We start from the raw sequence: 20,937 nt of genomic DNA, 5'->3' as shown, positions 1-20,937 counted from the left end.
ATCTTCCGTTCACCCTGGTTACCTACGTTCGTCGCGCCAACGACCTCGAACGATTGCCTGGGTAAATGGAAAGCTTCTCGCTGATCCTCGCGATTGTGGTGGTAACCGCACTCGCGTTTGATTTCACGAACGGTTTCCACGACACCGCGAACGCGATGGCCACCACCATTTCGACCGGTGCGCTCAAGCCCAAGGTGGCGGTGGCGATGTCCGCCGTCCTCAACCTTGTAGGCGCCTTCCTCTCCGTGGAGGTCGCCAACACGATCTCCAAGGGTCTCGTCGACGAGACCGGCATCCGTCCCGAGGTCATCTTCGCCGCACTGGTCGGCGCGATCCTCTGGAACCTCCTGACCTGGCTGGTCGGGCTCCCGTCCAGTTCCTCGCACGCCCTGATGGGCGGCCTGATCGGTGCCGCCGTCGCCTCGGCCGGTATCGGCGCGGTCAACGGCGACGTGCTCGTCACCAAGGTGCTCCTCCCCGCGATCGCCGCCCCGATCGTGGCCGGCCTCGCGGCGCTGCTCGCCTCCCGGATGACGTACGCGCTGGGCCGCAAGGCCGACGGCAGGGCCGCCGCGAAGGGCTACCGGGCCGGCCAGATCGCCTCCGCCGGTCTGGTCTCGCTGGCCCACGGCACCAACGACGCCCAGAAGACCATGGGCATCATCACCCTCGCCCTGATCGCCGGCGGCTCGCTCGCCCCCGACTCCGACCCGCCCGTGTGGGTCATCCTGAGCGCGGGTCTGGCCATCGCCCTCGGCACCTACCTGGGCGGCTGGCGCATCATCCGCACCATGGGCACGGGCCTGACCGACCTCCAGCCGCAGCAGGGCTTCGCCGCCCAGACCAGTGCCGCCACGGTCATCCTGGCCTCCTCCCACCTCGGCTTCTCCCTGTCCACCACGCACTCGGTCTCCGGTGCGGTGATGGGCGCGGGCCTCGGCCGCAAGGGCGGCGTGGTCCGCTGGTCCACGGCCACCCGGATGTTCATCGCCTGGGGCCTGACGCTGCCGGCCGCGGCCCTGGTCGCCGCGCTCGCCGAGTGGGTCTGCCGCCTCGGCGACTGGGGCACGGCCCTCGTCGCGGTGTTCCTGGTCGCGTCCAGCTTCGCGATCTGGCGGGTCTCCCGCCGTGAGGTCGTCGACCACACCAACGTCGTCGACGGCGACGCGGCCGGCGCCCGGGAGCCCGAGCCGGCCGGCGTGGTCACCACGGCGATGGCCGCCGTGTCGCCGCCCCCGACGGGCGTGACCGAGGACCTGGCGGCCACCGTCCCGGCCGCCGCCCCTTCCGACCCCAAGGCCCCGTCGGCCGCCACCCCCGTCTGAACCCGCAGCCCGGGTACGAAGGAAGCGAACCTCCATGAGCATCGACTGGGCAGCCCTCGGCTCCGTCTTCGGCGTCAGCCTCGTGGTCACGGTGGCCCTGGTGGGCCTGTTCACCCTCGGCATCGTCGGCCTCTCCCGCCAGGAGCGGGCCGCCGCCCAGGGCGGCTCCGCGACCCTCGCGGTCACCGGCGCCTACGCCTGCTTCGCGGCCTGCACGGCGGCGGTGGCGTACGGGATCTATCTGATCGTCGCCTGACCGCCGGTCGGCCACCGCTCGATTACCGCCCGGTCCACGGGCACACGCGCCGGGGCGGGGCGCGGAACGGACTCGAACCGTTCCGCGCCCCGCCCTTTCGCGTGCCGGCGCACACCACTCGTGTGTGGGCCTTCGCACACTCCCCCGTCGCAGGTCAACGCCAGGTTGACGGGTGTTCGCGGGCCGTGGTGGACTTCCGGGGCCATCTACGGCGGCAGGAGAGGAAGCCCGGTGCGAATCCGGCGCGGTCCCGCCACTGTGACCGGGGAACAGGAATCCCCGGGAGCCAGGAACTCTCACCGCCGGACTCTTCGAACCAGGGCGTGGACACCCTGAGTGAGGACATGACGCGATGCCCGGCTGCCGCCCCCGCACGACGCCCCGTACCAGGTGTCTCCCCGACCGTGTGACCGGCTGAGCCCGTGCGTGCCGGACGCGTCTTCGCGTACGGCGCCGCCGCCGGCCTCCTCGGCGACCTCCTCCTCGGCGACCCGCGCCGCGGACACCCGGTCGCCGCGTTCGGCCGTGCCGCGGGCGCCGTGGAACGGGTGCTGTGGCGGGACCACCGGGGTTGGGGCGCCCTGCACACCGCCGTGTGCGCCGGTGGCGCCGTCGCCCTCGGGCTGGCCGCCTCCCGTGCCGTACACCGCTCCCCCGCCGCCTCCGTCGCGCTGACCGGCGCGGCCACCTGGGCCGTGGTCGGCGGCACCTCGCTGGCCCGCGAGGCGAACGCCATCGGCCGGGCCCTGGCGGCCGGGGACGTCGAGGCGGCCCGGGCGCGGCTGCCGCACCTGTGCGGGCGGGACCCGCGGGCGCTGGACACCGACGGCCTCGCCCGGGCGGTCGTGGAGTCCGTCGCCGAGAACACCTCGGACGCCGTCGTGGGCGCCCTGGTGTGGGGCGCCGTGGCGGGGGTGCCGGGGCTGCTCGGCTTCCGGGCCGTCAACACGCTGGACGCCATGGTCGGCCACAAGTCGCCCCGGTACCGCCGCTACGGCTGGGCCTCGGCCCGCCTGGACGACCTCGCGGGCTGGCCGGGCGCCCGGCTGACCGCCGTCCTGGCCACCGTGTCCGGCGGTGATCCGCGGGGCGCGGTGCGGGCCTGGCGCGCGGACGCCGCACGGCACCCGAGCCCCAACGCGGGGCCCGTGGAGGCCGCGTTCGCGGGTGCCCTGGGCGTGCGGCTGGGCGGGACGCTCTCCTACGGCGGGCGGGTCGAGCACCGGCCCGTCCTCAACGGCGCCGCGGGACGCCCGGTACGGGCCGGTTCCGGCGACATCGACCGGGCGATACGGCTGTCCCGGCGCGTGAGCTGGCTGGCGCTGGGCGTGTGCGCGGGCGCACGGCTGGCCGCGCGCGGCATCGTCAGGAAGGGACGTACGTCATGAACGGTGGTCTGCTCGTCGCCGGTACCACCTCCGACGCCGGCAAGAGCGTCGTCACCGCCGGGATCTGCCGCTGGCTGGTGCGGCAGGGCGTGAAGGTGGCGCCGTTCAAGGCGCAGAACATGTCGCTGAACTCCTTCGTGACCCGCGAGGGCGCGGAGATCGGGCGGGCGCAGGCCATGCAGGCCCAGGCCTGCCGGGTGGAGCCGACCGCGCACATGAACCCGGTGCTGCTCAAGCCCGGCGGGGAGCGCAGCAGCCAGGTCGTGCTGCTCGGCAGGCCGGTCGGCGAGATGAGCGCCCGCGGCTACCACGGCGGGCGCCAGGAGCGGCTGCTCGGCACGGTGCTCGACTCGCTCGCCGAACTCCGCGCCACGTACGACGCGGTGATCTGCGAGGGCGCGGGCAGCCCGGCCGAGATCAACCTGCGCCGCACCGACATCGTGAACATGGGGATCGCCCGGGGCGCCGGACTCCCGGTCCTGGTCGTCGGCGACATCGACCGCGGGGGCGTCTTCGCCTCCTTCTTCGGCACGGTGGCGCTGCTGGCACCCGAGGACCAGGCGCTGGTCGCCGGGTTCCTCGTCAACAAGTTCCGCGGCGACGTGTCGCTGCTGGAGCCGGGCCTCGACATGCTGCACGGCCTCACCGGGCGGCGGACGTACGGCGTGCTGCCCTTCCGGCACGGGCTCGGCATCGACGAGGAGGACGGACTGCGGGTCTCGCTGCGCGGGACCGTGCGGGAGTCGGCCGTCGCGCCGCCGGTCGGCGAGGACGTGCTGCGGGTCGCCGTCTGCGCGGTGCCGCTGATGTCCAACTTCACGGACGTGGACGCGCTGGCCGCCGAGCCGGGTGTCGTGGTGCGGTTCGTGGACCGGCCGGAGGAACTGGCCGACGCCGACCTGGTGGTCGTGCCGGGGACGCGCGGAACGGTGCGGGCGCTTCAGTGGCTGCGGGAGCGGGGGCTCGCGGACGCGATCGTCCGCAGGGTCGCCGAACAACGGCCCGTGCTCGGCGTCTGCGGCGGGTTCCAGCTCCTCGGGGAGCACATCGAGGACGAGGTCGAGTCCCGCGCCGGGCACGTGGACGGGCTCGGGCTGCTGCCCGTGCGGGTGCGGTTCGCCCGCGAGAAGACCCTCACCCGGCCGGTGGGCGAGGCCCTCGGCGAGCGGGTCGAGGGGTACGAGATCCACCACGGGGTCGCCGAAGTGACGGGCGGGGAGCCCTTCTTGGACGGCTGCCGGGTCGGACAGACCTGGGGCACCCACTGGCACGGTTCGCTGGAGTCGGACGGCTTCCGGCGGGCGTTCCTGCGCGAGGTGGCCGCCGCCGCGGGCCGCCGCTTCGTACCGGCCCCCGACACCTCGTTCGCCGCGCTGCGCGAGGAGCAGCTCGACCGGCTCGGCGATCTGATCGAACACCACGCGGACACCGACGCGCTGTGGCGGCTCATCGAGTCCGGCGCGCCGCAAGGACTGCCCTTCATTCCACCGGGAGCGCCCGCATGAGCACAGTGTTGTTGTTGTCGACCGCCGACACGGACCTGCTGGCGGCCCGCGCGTCGGACGCCGCCTACCGGATCGGCAACCCGACCCGGGTCGACGTCCGGGAGGAACTGCCGGGCCTGGTCGAGGGCGCGGACCTCGCCGTGGTGCGCCTGCTCGGCGGCAAGCGCGCCTGGGAGGACGGGCTGGCCGCGCTGAAGGCCGCCGGCATCCCGACCGTCCTGCTCGGCGGCGAGAGCGTGCCGGACGCGGAGCTGATGGCCGAGTCCTCGGTCCCGGCCGGGGTGGTGGCGCAGGCGCTGCGCTACCTGGTCGAGGGCGGCCCGGACAACCTCACCCAGCTCGCCCGGTTCCTGTCGGACACGGTGCTGCTGACCGGCGAGGGCTTCGACGAACCCCGGAAGATGCCGGAGTACGGCGTCCACGGTGAGCGTGTCTTCACCGAGGGCCGCCCCACGGTCGGCGTGCTCTTCTACCGCGCCCACCAGCTCAGCGGCAACACCGCGTTCGTCGACACGCTGTGCGACGCGATCGAGGCGCGCGGCGCCAACGCCCTGCCCGTGTACTGCGGTTCGCTGCGCGGCGCGGACCCCGGGCTGTACGAGCTGCTGGGCCGGACCGACGCCCTGGTCGCCACCGTCCTCGCGGCGGGCGGCACGCACGCCTCGCAGGCCTCGGCGGGCGGTGACGAGGAGGCGTGGGACGTCGGGGCGCTGGCCGACCTGAACGTGCCGGTGCTGCAAGGGCTCTGCCTCACCACCTCCCGGGCCGCCTGGGAGTCCTCCGACGCCGCCCTCTCCCCCATGGACGCGGCGATGCAGGTCGCGATCCCGGAGTTCGACGGGCGCCTGGTCACCGTGCCGTTCTCCTTCAAGGAGCAGGGTCCCGACGAGGTGCCGGTCTACGTCGCCGACCCCGAGCGGGCCGCGCGGGTCGCCGGGATCGCCGTCCGGCACGCGGCGCTCGGGCACAAGCCGAACGCCGACAAGAAGCTCGCGCTGGTCTTCACGGCGTACCCGACCAAGCACTCCCGCGTCGGCAACGCGGTCGGTCTCGACACCCCGGCGTCGGCGGTGCGGGTGCTGGACGCGCTCAGGGACGCGGGGTACGGGGTCACCGGCTACCCGTCCGAGGGCGACGAGCTGATCCACCGGCTGATCGCGGCCGGCGGCCACGACGTGGAGTGGCTGACCGAGGACCAGCTCGCCGCCGCGCCCGCGCGGGTGCCGCTGGCCGACTACCGGGCCTGGTTCGAGACGCTGGACCCGCAACTGCGGGACGCGATGACCGAGGCGTGGGGCGAGCCGCCGGGCTCGCTGTACGTCGACGGCGACGACATCGTGCTGGCGTCCCTCCAGTTCGGAAACGTCGTCGTCATGATCCAGCCGCCGCGCGGCTTCGGGGAGAACCCGATCGCGATCTACCACGACCCGGACATGCCCCCGTCGCACCACTACATGGCCGCCTACCGGTGGCTGGAGCACAGTTTCGGCGCCGACGCGATCGTGCACATGGGCAAGCACGGCACGATGGAGTGGCTGCCGGGCAAGGGCCTCGGCCTGAGCGCGGGCTGCGCACCGGACGCCGTACTCGGCGACCTGCCGCTGATCTACCCGTTCATCGTCAACGACCCCGGCGAGGGCACCCAGGCCAAGCGGCGCGGCCACGCCACCGTCGTCGACCACCTCGTCCCGCCCATGGCCCGCGCCGACACCTACGGCGACCTGGCCAAGCTGGAGCAGCTGCTCGACGAGTACGCGCTCGTCTCCGACCTGGACCCGACGAAGGCGCCGGCGGTCCGGGCGCAGATCTGGACGCTGGTCAAGGCGGCCGAGCTCCACCACGACCTGCACGTGGACGACCAGCCGGACGACGACGCGTTCGACGAGTTCGTCATGCACATCGACGGCTACCTGTGCGAGATCAAGGACGTGCAGATCCGCGACGGCCTGCACGTCCTGGGCGGCGGCCCGGTCGGCGAGCCGCGCGTCAACCTGGTCCTGGCGGTCCTGCGCGCCTCGCAGGTGTGGGGTGGGCAGGCGAACGCCCTGCCGGGCCTGAGGGCGTCCCTGGCCGAGTACTTCGGCCTGGTGGAGAAGGAGCTGCTGGCCGAGCCCGGTGCCCCGGTGAAGGTGCCGGTGGAGCTGACGGAGCTGGTGGACGGCCCGGCCCGGTCGGCGGCCGACGCGATCGACCTCCTCGAGCAGCTGTGCCGCCGGGTGGCGGAGGGGATGGAGCTGCGGGAGTGGGACCCGGCGGCCGTACCGGGTCTGGTGCGCGACGTGCTGGGCACCGAACTCCCCGACGCGGTCGCGGTGCTGGAGTTCGCCTGCACGGAGGTCGTGCCGCGCCTGGCCCGGACCACCGACGAGATCGGGCACATCCTGCGGGCCCTGGACGGCGGTTACGTGCCCGCCGGGCCGTCGGGCTCCCCGACCCGCGGGCTGGTCAACGTCCTGCCGACCGGCCGGAACTTCTACTCCGTCGACCCGAAGGCGATCCCGTCCCGGCTGAGCTGGGAGGTGGGCCAGTCGCTGGCCGACTCGCTGATCCAGCGGTACCTGGACGACACGGGTGAATACCCGAAGTCCGTCGGCCTCACCGTGTGGGGCACGTCCGCGATGCGCACCCAGGGCGACGACATCGCGGAGATCCTGGCCCTGCTGGGGTGCCGTCCGGTGTGGGACGACGCCTCGCGCCGGGTGACGGGCTTCGAGGTGGTCCCGGTCGAGGAGCTGGGCCGGCCCCGCGTCGACGTCACGGTACGCATCTCGGGCTTCTTCCGGGACGCGTTCCCGCACGTGGTGGGGCTGATCGACGACGCGGTGCGGGCGGTCGCGGAGCTGGACGAGCCCGCCGGGTCCAACTTCGTCAAGGCGCACGCCGACGAGGACACCGCCGAGCACGGCGACCGGCGCCGGGCCACCTCCCGCATCTTCGGCTCCAAGCCGGGCGCGTACGGCGCGGGTCTGCTCCCGCTGATCGACGCCCGCAACTGGCGCTCCGACGCGGACCTCGCCGAGGTGTACGCGGTGTGGGGCGGCTACGCCTACGGGCGCGGACTCGACGGGCGGGCGGCGCGCGGGGACATGGAGACGGCGTTCCGGCGGATCGCGGTGGCCGCGAAGAACGTGGACACGCGTGAGCACGACCTCGTGGACGCCGACGACTACTTCCAGTACCACGGCGGCATGGTCGCCATGGTGCGGCACCTGACGGGGGCCTCCCCCGAGGCGTACGTCGGCGACTCGGCCACCCCGGACCAGGTGAAGACCCGGACGCTGGGCGAGGAGACCCACCGGGTCTTCCGCGCCCGCGTGGTCAACCCGCGCTGGATGGCGGCGATGCGGCGGCACGGCTACAAGGGCGCCTTCGAGATGGCGGCCACCGTGGACTACCTCTTCGGGTACGACGCCACGGCCGGGGTGGTGGACGACTGGATGTACGAGCGGCTCAGCGCCGAGTACGTCTTCGACCCGGAGAACCGGGACTTCATGAAGAAGTCCAACCCCTGGGCGCTGCGCGGCATCACGGAGCGGCTGCTGGAGGCCGCGGACCGGGGGCTGTGGGCGGAGCCGGACGCGGAGACGCTGGAGCGGCTGCGCGCCACCTACCTGGAGCTCGAAGGTGACTTGGAGGGTGACGACAAGTGAGTACCCCGTTCCCGTTCACGGCCGTGGTCGGCCAGGACGACCTGCGGCTCGCGCTGCTGCTGAACGCCGTCTCCCCGGCCGTCGGCGGTGTGCTGGTCCGCGGTGAGAAGGGCACCGCCAAGTCCACGGCGGTGCGGGCGCTGTCGGCGCTGATGCCGGAGGTGGACGTCGTCTCCGGGTGCCGTTTCTCCTGTGACCCGGACGCTCCCGACCCGGGCTGCCCGGACGGCCCGCACGAGCCGGGTGCGTTCGCGTCGCGCCCGGCGCGGATGGTCGAGCTGCCCGTCGGGGCATCCGAGGACCGGCTGGTGGGCGCCCTGGACATCGAGCGGGCGCTGGCGGAGGGCGTCAAGGCGTTCGAGCCGGGGCTGCTGGCCGACGCGCACCGCGGGATCCTCTACGTCGACGAGGTCAACCTGCTCCACGACCACTTGGTCGACCTCCTGCTCGACGCCGCCGCGATGGGCGCCTCCTACGTCGAGCGCGAGGGCGTGTCCGTGCGGCACGCCTCGAAGTTCCTGCTCGTCGGGACCATGAACCCCGAAGAGGGCGAGCTGCGCCCGCAGTTGCTGGACCGCTTCGGTCTCACCGTCGAGGTCGCCGCCTCGCGCGAGCCCGACCAGCGCGTCGAGGTCGTACGGCGCCGGCTGGCGTACGACGACGACCCGGCCGGTTTCGCGACGCGCTGGGCCGGCGAGGAGGCCGCCGTACGGGCGCGGATCGTGGCGGCGCGGGAGCTGCTGCCGTCGGTGCGGCTCGGCGACGGGGCGCTGCGGCAGATCGCGGCGACGTGTGCGGCCTTCGAGGTGGACGGCATGCGGGCCGACATCGTGATGGCCCGGACGGCGACCGCGCTGGCGGCCTGGGCCGGGCGGACCGAGGTGCTCGCGGAGGACGTGCGGCAGGCGGCGCTGCTGGCACTCCCCCACCGGCGGCGGCGCAATCCGTTCGACGCGCCCGGGTTGGACGAGGACAAGCTGGACGAGACGCTGGAGGAGTTCGGCGGGTCGGACGGGCAGGACGGGGACGGGGACGACGATCCCGATCCGGGTCCCGGCGGCGGTCCCGGTGGGCAGCCCGAGCCCGACGACGCGCCGCAGGGCGACGGCGACGCCGCCGCGCGGCCCGAGGCCGGGGAGGGCGGGGAGCCGCAGCCGTCGGGCGGTGCCGGTGAGCAGTCCCCCGCGCGGGCCGCCGAGCCGTTCCGGACCAAGGTGCTCAGCGTGCCGGGGCTCGGCGAGGGTGCCGCCGGGCGGCGGTCCCGGGCGCGGACCGAGCACGGGCGGACCATCGGGGCCCGGCGGCCCCGGGGGGCGCTGACCAAGCTGCACCTTGCGGCCACCGTGCAGGCCGCCGCCCCGCACCAGCGGGCGCGGGGGCGCAGCGGGCCGGGGCTGGTGGTGCGCCGGGACGATCTGCGGCAGGCGAGCCGTGAGGGGCGCGAGGGCAACCTCGTGCTGTTCGTCGTCGACGCCTCCGGGTCGATGGCCGCGCGGCAGCGGATGAGTGCCGTCAAGGGTGCCGTGCTGTCGCTGCTGCTGGACGCGTACCAGCGGCGGGACAAGGTGGGGCTGGTGACCTTCCGGGGCTCGGCCGCGGAGGTCGCGCTGCCGCCGACCTCGTCGGTGGACGCGGCGGCGGTCCGCCTGGAGTCGCTGCCGACCGGGGGGCGTACGCCGCTCGCGGCCGGGCTGCTCAAGGCGCACGAGGTGCTGCGGGTGGAGCGGCTGCGGGACCCGGCGCGGCGGCCGCTGATGGTCGTGGTGACGGATGGCCGGGCCACGGGCGGTCCGGAGCCGGTCGCGCTCGCGACGCGTGCCGCGCGGCTGTTCGCCGCCGAGGGCACCGCCTCCGTCGTCGTGGACTGCGAGTCGGGGCCGGTGCGGCTCGGGCTGGCCGGGCGGCTCGCGGGTGAGCTGGGCGGTACGGCGGTGACGCTGGACGAGCTGCGGGCGGACTCGATCGCCGGGCTCGTGAAGGACGTGCAGGGCAGCAGGCCGGGCAGCAGGAGGGTCGCGTAATGCCGCAGGGGAAGCCGAGTGTCGTACCGGACGACGGGCTGACGACCCGTCAGCGGCGCAACCGTCCGCTGGTCGTGGTGCACACGGGCGTCGGGAAGGGCAAGTCCACGGCCGCCTTCGGGCTGGCGCTGCGGGCCTGGAACCAGGGGTGGCCGATCGGGGTGTTCCAGTTCGTCAAGTCGGCCAAGTGGAAGGTCGGCGAGGAGAACGCGCTGCGGGTGCTGGGCGCCAGCGGCGAGGGCGGCTCGGTCGACTGGCACAAGATGGGCGAGGGCTGGTCCTGGGTCCAGCGGGACGCGCAGCTGGACAACGAGGAGAAGGCCCGGGAGGGCTGGGAGCAGGTCAAGCGGGACCTGGCCGCCGAGACGTACAAGCTGTACGTGCTGGACGAGTTCGCCTATCCGATGCACTGGGGGTGGGTCGACACCGACGAGGTGGTGTCCGTGCTGCGTGCGCGGCCGGGGACCCAGCACGTCGTGATCACTGGGCGGAACGCGCCCGACGCGCTGGTGGAGTGCGCCGATCTCGTCACCGACATGTCCAAGGTCAAGCATCCGATGGACGCGGGGCAGAAGGGGCAGAGGGGCATCGAGTGGTGACCTCCTCCGGCTCCGACGCCCGAACCACCTCCGCCGTTCCCCGGCTGGTCGTCGCCGCACCCTCGTCGGGGAGCGGCAAGACCACCGTCGCCACCGGGCTGATGGCCGCGCTCGCCGGGCGCGGGCTCGCCGTGTCGCCGCACAAGGTCGGGCCGGACTACATCGACCCCGGCTACCACGCGCTCGCCACCGGACGGGTGGGGCGCAACCTCGACGCCTACCTGTGCGGGCCCGAGCTGGTCGGGCCGTTGTTCCTGCACGGGGCGCGCGGCTGCGACATCGCCGTGGTCGAGGGCGTGATGGGGCTGTACGACGGGGCCGCCGGGGAGGGCGAGCTGGCGTCCACCGCGCAGGTGGCGAAGCTGCTGCGGGCGCCGGTGGTGCTGGTCGTGGACGCGTCGTCGCAGTCGCGGTCGGTGGCGGCGCTGGTGCACGGGTTCGTGAGCTGGGACCCGGAGGTGCGGATCGGCGGCGTGATCCTGAACAAGGTCGCGTCGGACCGGCACGAGGCGCTGCTGCGGGAGGCGGTGGACTGCGTCGGGGTGCCGGTGCTCGGGGTGTTGCGGCGGGCGCCGCAGGTGGATGTGCCCGCCCGGCACCTGGGGCTGGTACCCGTTGCCGAGCGGGGTGCGCAGGCGGTGGAGGCGGTTGCGGCGATGGCCGCGCAGGTCGCCGCCGGGTGTGATCTGGAGGCGTTGGTCGGGCTGGCGCGGGCTGCCGGGCCGTTGCCAGGGGGCTCCGCCCCCTGGACCCCCGAGCCTGTGCCTACCCACCACCCGACTCGGTCGGACAAGAAGGCACCGCCGCGCGTCGCCGTCGCCGGTGGGGCAGCGTTCACGTTCTCGTACGCCGAGCACACCGAGTTGCTCGCCGCGGCCGGGGCGGAGGTCGTCGCGTTCGATCCGTTGCGGGACGAGGAGCTTCCCGAGGGGACCGCCGGGCTGGTGATCGGGGGCGGGTTCCCGGAGGTGTACGCCGCCGAGCTGTCCGCCAACGAGCCGCTGCGGAAGTCCGTCGCCGAGCTGGCGCTCAGTGGTGCTCCCGTCGCCGCCGAGTGTGCGGGGCTGCTGTATCTGTGCCGGGAGCTGGACGGGGCGCCGATGTGCGGGGTGCTGGACGCCTCCGCCCGGATGTCGGAGCGGCTGACGCTGGGCTACCGGGACGCCGTGGCCGTGTCCGACAGCGCGCTGGCCGGCGCGGGGACGCGGCTGCGGGGGCACGAGTTCCACCGGACGGTCGTGGAGCCGGGGGCCGGGGCGGCGCCGGCGTGGGGGATGCGGGCGCCCGAGCGGCGCGTCGAGGGATTTGTGGAGCGCGGTGTGCACGCGAGCTATCTGCACACGCACTGGGCGGCCGAGCCCGGTGTCGCCCGTCGGTTCGTGGAGAGGTGCCGGACGTCATGAGCAGCAGGCTGATCGGTGTGGGGGTCGGGCCCGGGGACCCCGAGCTGGTGACCGTGAAGGGGGTCAACGCGCTGCGGGCCGCCGATGTCGTGGTCGTGCCCGTGATGGACTCCGGCGAACGCGGGCGCGCCGAGGCGACCGTGCTGCACTACGTGGGCGGCGAGAAGGTCGTACGGGTCGTGTTCGCGCTGAACGAGCGCACCGACCGGGCGCGGCGCGAGGCGGCCTGGGACGCGGCCGGGGAACGGGTGGCCGGGCTGCTGCGGGAGCACGGCAGCGTCGCCTTCGCGACCATCGGTGATCCCAACGTGTACTCCACCTTCACCTACCTCGCGCAGACCGTCGGCGCGCTGGTGCCGGGGACGGTCGTGGAGACCGTGCCGGGGATCACCGCCATGCAGGACCTCGCGGCGCGGTCGGGGGCCGTACTGACCGAGGGCACCGAGCCGTTGACGCTGGTGCCGGTCACCGCGGGGGCCGCCGTGCTCAAGGAGGCGCTGCACGGGCCGGGCACGGTCGTCGCCTACAAGTTCGGGCGGCAGGCGGCCGAGGTGGCCGAGGCGCTGCGGGAGAGCGGGCGGCTGGACGACGCCGTGTGGGGGTCGGCGCTCGGCCTGCCGGAGGAGTCCGTACGTCCCGCCGGTGAGCTGGACGGGGCGCCGTTGCCGTATCTGTCGACGCTCATCGCGCCCGCCCGGCGCGAGGGCGGGCGGGGCGGGAAGCTGTGACCGCACGTGGTGCCCGGTGCTCACTCGGCGATGCCCACGACCAGCCAGATGAACGCCGCGCCCGCGATCGTGCACAGCAGGGTCGAGCGGGCGGGGTGCTCGTGGTGGGCCTCGGGGAGGATCTCGGCCGCGGCGAGGTACAGGAGCACGCCGCCGAAGAGGCCGAGATAGGCGCCGAGCGCGCCCTCCGGGATGGTGAACAGGAGGGTGGAGGCCGCGCCGACGACGGGGGCGATCGCGTCGGCGACGAGCATGGCGATGGCCCGGCGGCGGGCGTTGCCGTACAGGCTGGTCAGTGTGTAGGTGTTGAAGCCGTCCGCGAAGTCGTGGGCGATCACCGCCATCGCGACCGCCGCGCCCATGCCGCCGCCGACCTAGAAGGCCGCGCCGATCGCCACACCGTCCATGGCGCTGTGGCCGACCATCGCGGCCGCGGCCGTCAGACCCACCTCGGGCGAGCGGTGCCCGTGCTCGTCGGCGCCGTGTGCGGCGCGGCGGGCCGCCAGCAGGCGTTCCACCAGGTGCGCGAGCAGGAATCCGGCGACGAAGAGCAGCAGGGCGGCGGGTACGCCGAACACCTCGTCACCGGCCGCCTCCAGGGCCTCCGGCAGCAGGTCGAGGCCGACCACGCCCAGCATGAGGCCGCCGGCCAGGCCCAGGACGAGGTGGCGCCGGTCGGTCACGCGCTGGGCCGTCCAGCCGCCGGCCAGCGTCATCAGGAACGCGCCGAGCGCGACGAAGACCGCCATGGGCCCTTCGTATCCGATCACGTCGCGTTCACGCGCGTACGACAGCAGCAACCGCAGTAAATATGCGCACCGCGCACAGGAACAGAACGCACAGGAGAGGACCGAAAACGATGGATTCCGAGGCCAGGGTGACCTTCGTCGGTGCCGGTCCCGGCGCCGCCGACCTGCTGACGTTCCGTGCGGCGCGGGCCATCGCCGAGGCGGACGTGGTGATCTGGGCGGCGAGCCTCGTCCAGGCGGAGGTGCTCCAGCACGCGCGGGAGGGCGCCGAGGTGCTGGACTCGGCGACGATGTCGCTGGAGGACGTCGTCGCCGTGTACCGGCGGGCCCGGGAGGAGGGGCTGCGGGTGGCCCGCATCCACTCCGGTGACCCGGCGCTGTGGGGCGGCACGCAGGAGCAGCTCGACCGGTGCGCGGAGCTCGGTGTGGCGACCGAGGTGGTGCCCGGTGTCTCCGCGTTCTCGGCGGTGGCCGCGCTCGCGCAGCGGGAGCTGACCATTCCGGAGGTCGCGCAGTCCGTGGTCCTCACCCGGCTCGGCGGGGGCAAGACGCCGATGCCGCCCGGGGAGGAGGTCCGCGAGTTCGCGAAGCACGGCACGACGATGGCGGTGTTCCTGTCGGCGGCCCGCAGCGGCCAGCTGGTGCGGGAGCTGCTGGAGGGCGGCTATCCGACCGAGACGCCGGTCGTCGTCGCCTACCAGGCCACCTGGCCCGAGGAGTTGATCGTGCGGTGCACGATCGGGACGCTGGAGGAGACGGTCAAGGAGCACAAGCTCTGGAAGCACACCCTGTTCCTGGTGGGCCCGGCCCTCGCCGCGCACGGCACCCGCTCGCACCTCTACCACCCGGGGCACTTCCACGGCTATCGCAAGGCCGACCCCGAGGCGCGCCGGGAGCTGCGTTCGCGGGGTGCGAGCACGTGATCACGGTGGTCGGGGCGGGGACCGGTTCCCCGCTGCCCGAGGACGTGGCCGACGGTGCGGAGCTGGTCGTCGGCGGGCGGCGGCACCTGGACGCCGTACGGCTGCCCGAGGGCGCCCGGACGGTCGTCCTCGGGGCGCTGGCGCCCGCCCTGGACACGGTCGCTCAGTACGTCGCCGAGGAGCGGCCGGTGACCGTGCTGGCCTCCGGTGATCCGGGGTTCTTCGGGATCGTGCGGGCGCTGGCCGAGCGGTTCGGTCCGGAGCGGCTGGACGTGCGGCCCGGGGTCTCCTCGGTCGCCGCGGCCTTCGCGCGGGCCGGGCTGCCGTGGGACGACGCCGTGGTGGCGAGCGCGCACGGGCGGGACCTGCGGACGGCGGTGCACCTGTGCCGGGCGCACCCGAAGGTCGCCGTGCTGACGGGTCCCGGGGCCGGTCCGGCGGAGCTGGGGGCCGCGCTGGGGTCGGACGGCCGGGTGCTGGTCGTCGCCTCCGCGCTGGGCTCGGCCGGGGAGCGCGTGGAGCGGGTGACGCCCGCCGAGGCCGCCGCCCGGGACTGGGGGACGGCGGTCAGCGTGGTGCTGTGCCTGGACGAGGCGCGGGCGCTGGGGCCGGTGCGGGCGCTCGCGGGGCCGCGTCCCGGGCCCGCCGGGTGGGCGTTGGACGAGGACGCGTTCGCGCACCGGGACTCGATGATCACCAAGTTCGAGGTGCGGGCGCTGGCGCTGGCCCGCCTCGGGCCGCGCCCCGGCGACCTGGTGTGGGACGTCGGCGCGGGCTCCGGGTCGGTGGCCGTGGAGTGCGCGCGGCTGGGCGCGGCCGTCACCGCCGTCGAGAAGACGCCGGACGGGGTCGGGCGGGTCCGCGCCAACGCCACCGCGCACGGGGTCGACGTGCGGGTGGTGCACGGGGCGGCGCCCGCGGTGCTGGCCGGCCTGGCCGAGGACCCGGACGCGGTGTTCGTGGGCGGTGGCGGGCGCGAACTGCCCGCGATCGTCGCCGAGTGCGCGCGTCGGGCCCGGCGCGCGGTGGTGGTCGCGATGGCCGCCCTGGACCGGGTGCCCGCGGCACGCGAGGCGCTGCTCGGCGCCGGTCTCGACTGCGACGGGGTGCTGCTCCAGTCCTCGCGGCTCGCGCCGCTGCCGGGGGACGTGACCCGGCTCGCGGCCACCAATCCCGTCTTCCTGCTGTGGGGCGTCAGGCCGCACAGCCGTACCGAAGGAGTTGCCCCTTGATCGGGCTCATTTCCGCCACCGCGGCGGGCGCGGCGGCGCGGGACCGGCTGGCCGCGGCGTGGCCGGACCGCACGCGCGTGTACGAGGGTCCCGTCGCGGACGCCGTGCGGTCCGCGTTCGCCGAGTGCGAGCGGCTGGTGTGCTTCCTGGCCACGGGGGCCGTGGTCCGGCTCGTGGCGCCGCTGCTGGACGACAAGCGGACCGACCCGGGTGTGGTGTGCGTCGACGAGGGCGGGCGGTTCGCCGTGTCGCTGGTCGGCGGGCACGGGGGCGGCGCGAACGAACTGGCCCGCGCGGTGGGCGAGGTGCTGGGCGCGGAGCCGGTGGTGACGACGGCGACCGACGCGGTCGGGCTGGCCGGTCTGGACACGCTCGGGCTGCCCGTCGAGGGCGATGTGGCCGGGGTGTCGCGCGCGCTGCTGGACGGCGAGCCGGTGGCGCTGCGCGCGGAGGTGGCCTGGCCGCTGCCGCCGCTCCCGGTCGCGGCCGACGGGGCGTACACGGTCCGGGTGACGGACCGTGCGGTGGAGCCGTCCGGGCGCGAGGTCGTCCTGCGTCCGCCGTCCCTGGTCGTCGGCGTCGGCGCGTCCCGGGGGGCGCCGGTGGATGAGGTGCTCGCCCTGGTGGAGGCGGCGTTGCGCGAGGCGGGGCTGTCGGCCGCGTCGGTGGCGGAGCTGGCCACCGTGGACGCCAAGGCGGAGGAGCCCGGGATCGTGGGCGCCGCCGAGCGGCTGGGGGTGCCCCTGGTGACGTACCCGGCCGACGCGCTGGCGGCCGTCGAGGTGCCCAACCCGTCCGACGCGCCGCTCGCGGCCGTGGGCACCCCGTCGGTCGCGGAGGCGGCGGCGCTGGTGCGCGGGGGTGAACTCCTCGTGCCCAAGCGGAAGTCGGCGGCGGTGCCCGCGATGGCGACCTGTGCGGTGGTACGGCGGCCGGGGCGCGGGCGGCTCGCGGTGGTCGGGCTCGGGCCCGGCGCCCGGGACCTGGTGACGCCGCGGGCGCGGGCGGAGCTGCGGCGGGCGTCGGTGCTGGTCGGGCTCGACCAGTACGTCGACCAGGTCCGCGATCTGCTGCGGCCGGGCACGCGGGTGCTGGAGTCGGGGCTCGGCGCGGAGGAGGAGCGGGCCCGCACTGCGGTCGAACAGGCCCGGCGCGGGCACGCCGTCGCGCTGATCGGCAGCGGGGACGCCGGGGTGTACGCGATGGCCTCGCCCGCGCTGGCCGAGGCGGGCGACGACATCGACGTGGTCGGGGTGCCGGGGGTGACGGCGGCGCTGGCGGCCGGGGCGATCCTGGGCGCGCCGCTCGGCCACGACCACGTGTCCATCAGCCTGTCCGACCTGCACACGCCGTGGGAGGTCATCGAGCGCCGGGTGCGCGCGGCGGCCGAGGCGGACCTGGTCGTGACGTTCTACAACCCGCGCAGCCGGGGCCGGGACTGGCAGCTGCCCAAGGCGCTGGCGATCCTCGCGGAGCACCGGGAGCCGGCGACGCCGGTGGGCGTCGTGCGCAACGCGTCGCGCGCCGACGAGTCGAGCCGCCTGTCCACCCTCGCCGCGCTCGACCCGGCGACCGTCGACATGATGACCGTCGTGACGGTGGGCAACACCGCGACCCGGGAGATCGCCGGGCGCATGGTCACGCCGCGCGGCTACCGCTGGCAGGAGGACCCGGCAGCCCGCCGCTCCCCCGCCGCTGCTTCCCGGACCTCCGGGTCCGGGACGTCCGGGTCCGGAACGTCCGGGTCCGAGAAACCCGCATCCGAAATACCCGCATCCGAGAAACCCGAGGAGAACCTGTGACGACCCCGCCCGCCCTGCTCATCGCCGGACACGGCACCCGGGACGAGGCCGGAGCCGAGGCGTTCCGCGACTTCGTGCGCGAGCTGGGCCGCCGCCACCCCGAACTGCCCGTCGCGGGCGGCTTCATCGAGCTGTCCCCGCCGCCGCTGGGCGATGCGGTGACGGAGCTGGTGGAGCGCGGGGTGCGCCGGTTCGCGGCCGTGCCGCTGATGCTGGTGTCCGCCGGGCACGCCAAGGGCGACATCCCGGCGGCGCTGTCCCGGGAGAAGGAGCGCCACCCCGGCATCTCCTACACCTACGGGCGCCCGTTGGGCCCGCACCCCGCGCTGCTGCGGGTGCTGGAGCGGCGCCTCGCGGAGGCGGTCGACCCGTCCTGGGACCCGTCCGAGGTGACCGTGCTGCTGGTCGGGCGCGGCTCGACGGACCCGGACGCCAACGCCGAGGTGTTCAAGGCGGCGCGGCTGCTGTGGGAGGGGCGCGGTTACGCGGCCGTGGAGACGGCGTTCGTGTCGCTGGCGCAGCCGGACGTGCCGGGCGGCCTGGACCGGTGCGTGCGGCTGGGGGCGCGGCGGGTCGTGGTGCTGCCGTACTTCCTGTTCACCGGCATCCTCCCGGACCGGGTCCGGCACCAGAGCGAGGAGTGGGCCGCCGCGCACCCGGAGACCGAGGTGCGGTCGGCGGACGTGATCGGTCCGGAGCCGGAGCTGCTGGATCTGGTGTGGGAGCGGTACGAGGAGGCCGTCAAGGGCGACCTGCGGATAAACTGCGACAGCTGCGTGTACCGGATCGCGCTGCCGGGATTCGAGGACAAGGTGGGGCTGCCGCAGCAGCCGCACTTCCACCCCGACGACGACGGCGACCACCACCACGGGCACCATCACGGGCATGGACACGCACACTCCCATGCGCACTGAGGCCGAGGGGCCCGATCTGCGGCACCACGGGGACGCCGAGGTGCGCGACGAGGGTTCGGCGCTGGTGGACCTCGCGGTGAACGTCCGCGCGGACACTCCCCCGGACTGGCTGCGTGAGCACGTCGCCGCCTCGCTCGGCTCGCTCGCCGCCTACCCGGACGGGCGGGCGGGGCGGGCGGCGGTGGCGGCGCGGCACGGGCTGCCGGTGGAGCGGGTGCTGCTGACGGCGGGGGCGGCGGAGGCGTTCGTGCTGGTGGCGCGGGCGCTGAGGGTGCGCCGGCCGGTGGTGGTGCACCCGCAGTTCACCGAGCCCGAGGCGGCGCTGCGGGACGCGGGGCACACGGTCGGCCGGGTGCTGCTGCGGGCGGCGGACGGTTTCCGCCTCGACCCCGCAGACGTGCCCGAGGACGCCGATCTGGTGGTGGTCGGCAACCCGACCAACCCGACCTCGGTGCTGCACCCGGCGGGCGTGCTCGCGTCGCTGGCCCGGCCCGGGCGGACGCTGGTCGTGGACGAGGCGTTCATGGACGCGGTGCCGGGCGAGCGGGAGGCGCTGGCCGGGCGGACGGACGTACCCGGGCTCGTCGTCCTGCGCAGCCTCACCAAGACGTGGGGGCTGGCAGGGCTGCGCATCGGGTACGTCCTGGCCGACCCGGAGACGATCACCGAACTGGAGCGCGCGCAGCCCCTGTGGCCGGTGTCCACGCCCGCGCTGGCGGCGGCCGAGGTGTGCGTGGCGCCGCGGGCGCTGGCGGAGGCCGCCCACGCCGCCCACCGCGTCGCCGCCGACCGGGACCGCCTCGTCGCCGGGCTGGCGGGGTTCGCCGGTGCCGGGGTGCGGGTCGTCGGACCGGCCGAGGGCCCCTTCGTCCTGGTCGGCGTCCCGGACGCGGCGGCCGTACGGCACCGGCTGCGCGGCCTGGGGTACGCGGTCCGGCGCGGGGACACGTTCCCGGGGCTGGGCGAGGGGTGGCTGCGCCTGGCGGTACGGGACCGGACGACGACGGAGGGCTTCCTGCACGCCCTGAAGCACGCCCTGACACCGCCGACCCCGTCCTGAGCCCCGCCCCCTCCATCCGGCCCCCACACCACCGACCCACCTGCCCGGCCCCCTCGCCGTCAGCCGCGCCTCCCCCACCGGGCCGGGGAACCCGCGTCGCGGACGCCGGACGGGCTCCCCAGCCGCCCGGCGTCCGCGACGCACAGGGACGACCAAACCGCCGCCCACCCCGACCAAGAGCAGCGCCACGCGCGCTCCGAGCTGATCGGCGCCGGAGACCCACGCGCCCCGGCCCGGCCCCCTCGCCGTCAGCCGCGCCCCCGCCGGGCCGGGGAACCCGCGTCGCGGGCGCCGGGCGGGCCCCAGCCGCCCGCGGCGCACAGGGGCTACCAAACCGCCGCCCGCCCCCTCACCGTCAGCCGCGCCTCCGCCGGGCCAGGAGCAGGGTCCCGCCGCCCGTCAGGACCAGGGCCGCGGCGCCGGCCGCGAGGTACGGGGTCGCGGAGTTGCCGCCGGTCTCGGCCAGGTCCGCCTCGGTGCGGGTGCCCTGGGGCTTCACGTCCGCGGCGGGGTCGGCCGGGGGTTCCTCGGCCTTCGCCGGGGGCTCCGCCGGGGCGGCCGGGGACTCGCAGGTCGCCTCGGCCAGGGTGACGGTGCCCTCGACCTCGGCGACGTTCAGGTCGAGGGGGTTGACGGAGACCTTGAGTGCGAGCGCGGTGGCGGCGGCCGTGCGGGAGGTGGTCTCCTCCTTCGACAGGTCGAGCCGTACCTCGCCGACGCCGGGTACCTTCACGTCGGTCGTGCCGCCGGTGGTGAGCGTGACCTTCTTGCCGAGGACGGTCACCGGACCGAGGAGATTGGCGTCGGCGACCGGCTTCTTCCCGGCCGCGCAGGTCGCCGTGGAGGTGACCTCCTGGACCTCGACCAGCGACAGCAGCGGCAGGCCCGGGACGTGGAGCCTGGCGCGGGCCAGCGTCGTGGTGCCCTCGCTCTTCTCGGCGGTGGCGGTCGCCTTGGCCTCGGCGACGTCGGCGCGCAGGACGCTGAAGGGCTTGCCGCCGTCGACGCCGTCCAGCCGGGCGGTGAGCGCGGTCTTCTCGGCGTTCCCGGGGGCCTGCACCTCGTTGAGGGTGACCGCGAGCGGGACCTGCACGGTCTTGTTGAGCAGGGAGACGTCGAGCCCGGTGCGCAGCACGGTGGCGCTCGCGCGGCCGTGGTCGCCGGTCGCGTGGGCGGAGCCCGCGCCGGCCAGGGTCGCGGGGCCCGCGGCCAGGGCGGTGGCCGCCGCGACGGTGGCGAGGCGGCGTGCGGGCATGCGGAAGGTGTTGCCGTTCAAGGTGGTGGGACCCCCAGTGAGACATGCGTGCGGGGCACGCATGAGCGACGTGCTTGGGACCCGGACAGAATGTCGCCGCGCCCGCCGAACCGTCAGCGAAGTCAGG

The 20,937-nt window shown here is 75.1% G+C and carries 15 protein-coding genes, 1 pseudogene and 1 riboswitch; of the genes and pseudogenes, 14 read left to right on the top strand and 2 right to left on the bottom strand.

Annotated features, from left to right (window positions below; translation table 11 throughout):
• Nucleotides 1–65: 65 nt before the first annotated feature.
• From pitH to cobI, 9 genes are all read left to right on the top strand, one after another.
• Nucleotides 66–1,325 carry a low-affinity phosphate transporter PitH gene (pitH, locus tag ACIRGB_RS24690; protein ID WP_403868946.1) on the top strand — a complete coding sequence of 420 codons (1,260 nt, stop codon included), beginning with the start codon at nucleotides 66–68 and terminating at the stop codon, nucleotides 1,323–1,325.
• Between the two features lie 34 nt (nucleotides 1,326–1,359).
• Complete coding sequence (locus ACIRGB_RS24685) at nucleotides 1,360–1,581, top strand: hypothetical protein (RefSeq protein ID WP_030404451.1); 222 nt, start codon at nucleotides 1,360–1,362, stop codon at nucleotides 1,579–1,581.
• A 171-nt stretch (nucleotides 1,582–1,752) separates the two neighbouring features.
• A riboswitch (cobalamin riboswitch) is annotated at nucleotides 1,753–1,898 on the top strand.
• Nucleotides 1,899–2,003: 105 nt separating this feature from the next.
• Nucleotides 2,004–2,969 carry a cobalamin biosynthesis protein gene (locus ACIRGB_RS24680; RefSeq protein ID WP_403868943.1) on the top strand — a complete coding sequence of 322 codons (966 nt, stop codon included), beginning with the start codon at nucleotides 2,004–2,006 and terminating at the stop codon, nucleotides 2,967–2,969.
• Nucleotides 2,966–4,474, top strand: a complete 1,509-nt coding sequence (locus ACIRGB_RS24675) for a cobyric acid synthase (RefSeq protein WP_403868940.1) — start codon at nucleotides 2,966–2,968, stop codon at nucleotides 4,472–4,474. Before ACIRGB_RS24680 ends, ACIRGB_RS24675 begins: the two co-directional genes overlap by 4 nt.
• Entirely contained in the window at nucleotides 4,471–8,124 is a 3,654-nt protein-coding gene (gene cobN, locus ACIRGB_RS24670; protein WP_403868937.1) for a cobaltochelatase subunit CobN, read from the top strand. The genes ACIRGB_RS24675 and cobN overlap by 4 nt, the downstream gene beginning before the upstream one ends.
• Nucleotides 8,121–10,145 (top strand): putative cobaltochelatase, encoded by a 2,025-nt coding sequence (locus tag ACIRGB_RS24665; protein ID WP_403868934.1) that lies wholly within the window; start codon nucleotides 8,121–8,123, stop codon nucleotides 10,143–10,145. The genes cobN and ACIRGB_RS24665 overlap by 4 nt, the downstream gene beginning before the upstream one ends.
• Nucleotides 10,145–10,744: a cob(I)yrinic acid a,c-diamide adenosyltransferase gene (gene cobO, locus ACIRGB_RS24660; RefSeq protein WP_403868931.1), complete on the top strand. Its 600-nt coding sequence runs from the start codon at nucleotides 10,145–10,147 to the stop codon at nucleotides 10,742–10,744. The genes ACIRGB_RS24665 and cobO overlap by 1 nt, the downstream gene beginning before the upstream one ends.
• Complete coding sequence (locus ACIRGB_RS24655; RefSeq protein ID WP_403869134.1) at nucleotides 10,741–12,147, top strand: cobyrinate a,c-diamide synthase; 1,407 nt, start codon at nucleotides 10,741–10,743, stop codon at nucleotides 12,145–12,147. The genes cobO and ACIRGB_RS24655 overlap by 4 nt, the downstream gene beginning before the upstream one ends.
• Nucleotides 12,144–12,875, top strand: coding sequence for a precorrin-2 C(20)-methyltransferase (cobI, locus tag ACIRGB_RS24650; protein WP_403868928.1), 732 nt, complete (start codon nucleotides 12,144–12,146; stop codon nucleotides 12,873–12,875). Before ACIRGB_RS24655 ends, cobI begins: the two co-directional genes overlap by 4 nt.
• A 20-nt stretch (nucleotides 12,876–12,895) precedes the next feature.
• Here cobI and ACIRGB_RS24645 read toward each other — a convergent pair.
• Nucleotides 12,896–13,624, bottom strand: a pseudogene (locus ACIRGB_RS24645) (ZIP family metal transporter).
• Nucleotides 13,625–13,734: 110 nt separating this feature from the next.
• Here ACIRGB_RS24645 and cobM point away from each other — a divergent pair.
• From cobM to cobC, 5 genes are read left to right on the top strand one after another with little or no spacing between them, the layout of a single operon-like run.
• On the top strand, nucleotides 13,735–14,547 hold the full coding sequence (cobM, locus tag ACIRGB_RS24640) for a precorrin-4 C(11)-methyltransferase (protein WP_403868925.1): 813 nt from the start codon (nucleotides 13,735–13,737) through the stop codon (nucleotides 14,545–14,547).
• The gene (gene cbiE / locus ACIRGB_RS24635; RefSeq protein WP_403868922.1) at nucleotides 14,544–15,779 is read left to right on the top strand and encodes a precorrin-6y C5,15-methyltransferase (decarboxylating) subunit CbiE; all 1,236 of its coding nucleotides are present in this window, start codon (nucleotides 14,544–14,546) and stop codon (nucleotides 15,777–15,779) included. Before cobM ends, cbiE begins: the two co-directional genes overlap by 4 nt.
• Nucleotides 15,776–17,581 (top strand): precorrin-3B C(17)-methyltransferase, encoded by a 1,806-nt coding sequence (gene cobJ, locus ACIRGB_RS24630; RefSeq protein ID WP_403868919.1) that lies wholly within the window; start codon nucleotides 15,776–15,778, stop codon nucleotides 17,579–17,581. Before cbiE ends, cobJ begins: the two co-directional genes overlap by 4 nt.
• The gene (locus tag ACIRGB_RS24625) at nucleotides 17,578–18,495 is read left to right on the top strand and encodes a sirohydrochlorin chelatase (RefSeq protein WP_403868916.1); all 918 of its coding nucleotides are present in this window, start codon (nucleotides 17,578–17,580) and stop codon (nucleotides 18,493–18,495) included. Before cobJ ends, ACIRGB_RS24625 begins: the two co-directional genes overlap by 4 nt.
• A complete protein-coding gene (gene cobC / locus ACIRGB_RS24620) occupies nucleotides 18,467–19,555 on the top strand; it encodes an Rv2231c family pyridoxal phosphate-dependent protein CobC (RefSeq protein ID WP_403868913.1) in 1,089 nt (362 codons plus the stop codon). The genes ACIRGB_RS24625 and cobC overlap by 29 nt, the downstream gene beginning before the upstream one ends.
• A gap of 355 nt (nucleotides 19,556–19,910) precedes the next feature.
• Here cobC and ACIRGB_RS24615 read toward each other — a convergent pair whose 3' ends face one another.
• Nucleotides 19,911–20,831, bottom strand: coding sequence for an SCO1860 family LAETG-anchored protein (locus tag ACIRGB_RS24615; RefSeq protein WP_403868910.1), 921 nt, complete (start codon nucleotides 20,829–20,831; stop codon nucleotides 19,911–19,913).
• Nucleotides 20,832–20,937 lie beyond the last annotated feature (106 nt).

The organism is Streptomyces sp. NPDC102490, assembly GCF_044765285.1.
Taxonomy (GTDB): domain Bacteria; phylum Actinomycetota; class Actinomycetes; order Streptomycetales; family Streptomycetaceae; genus Streptomyces.
Note: the sequence above shows the minus strand (reverse complement) of the source record. Positions and strands in the feature narration are given on the sequence as shown.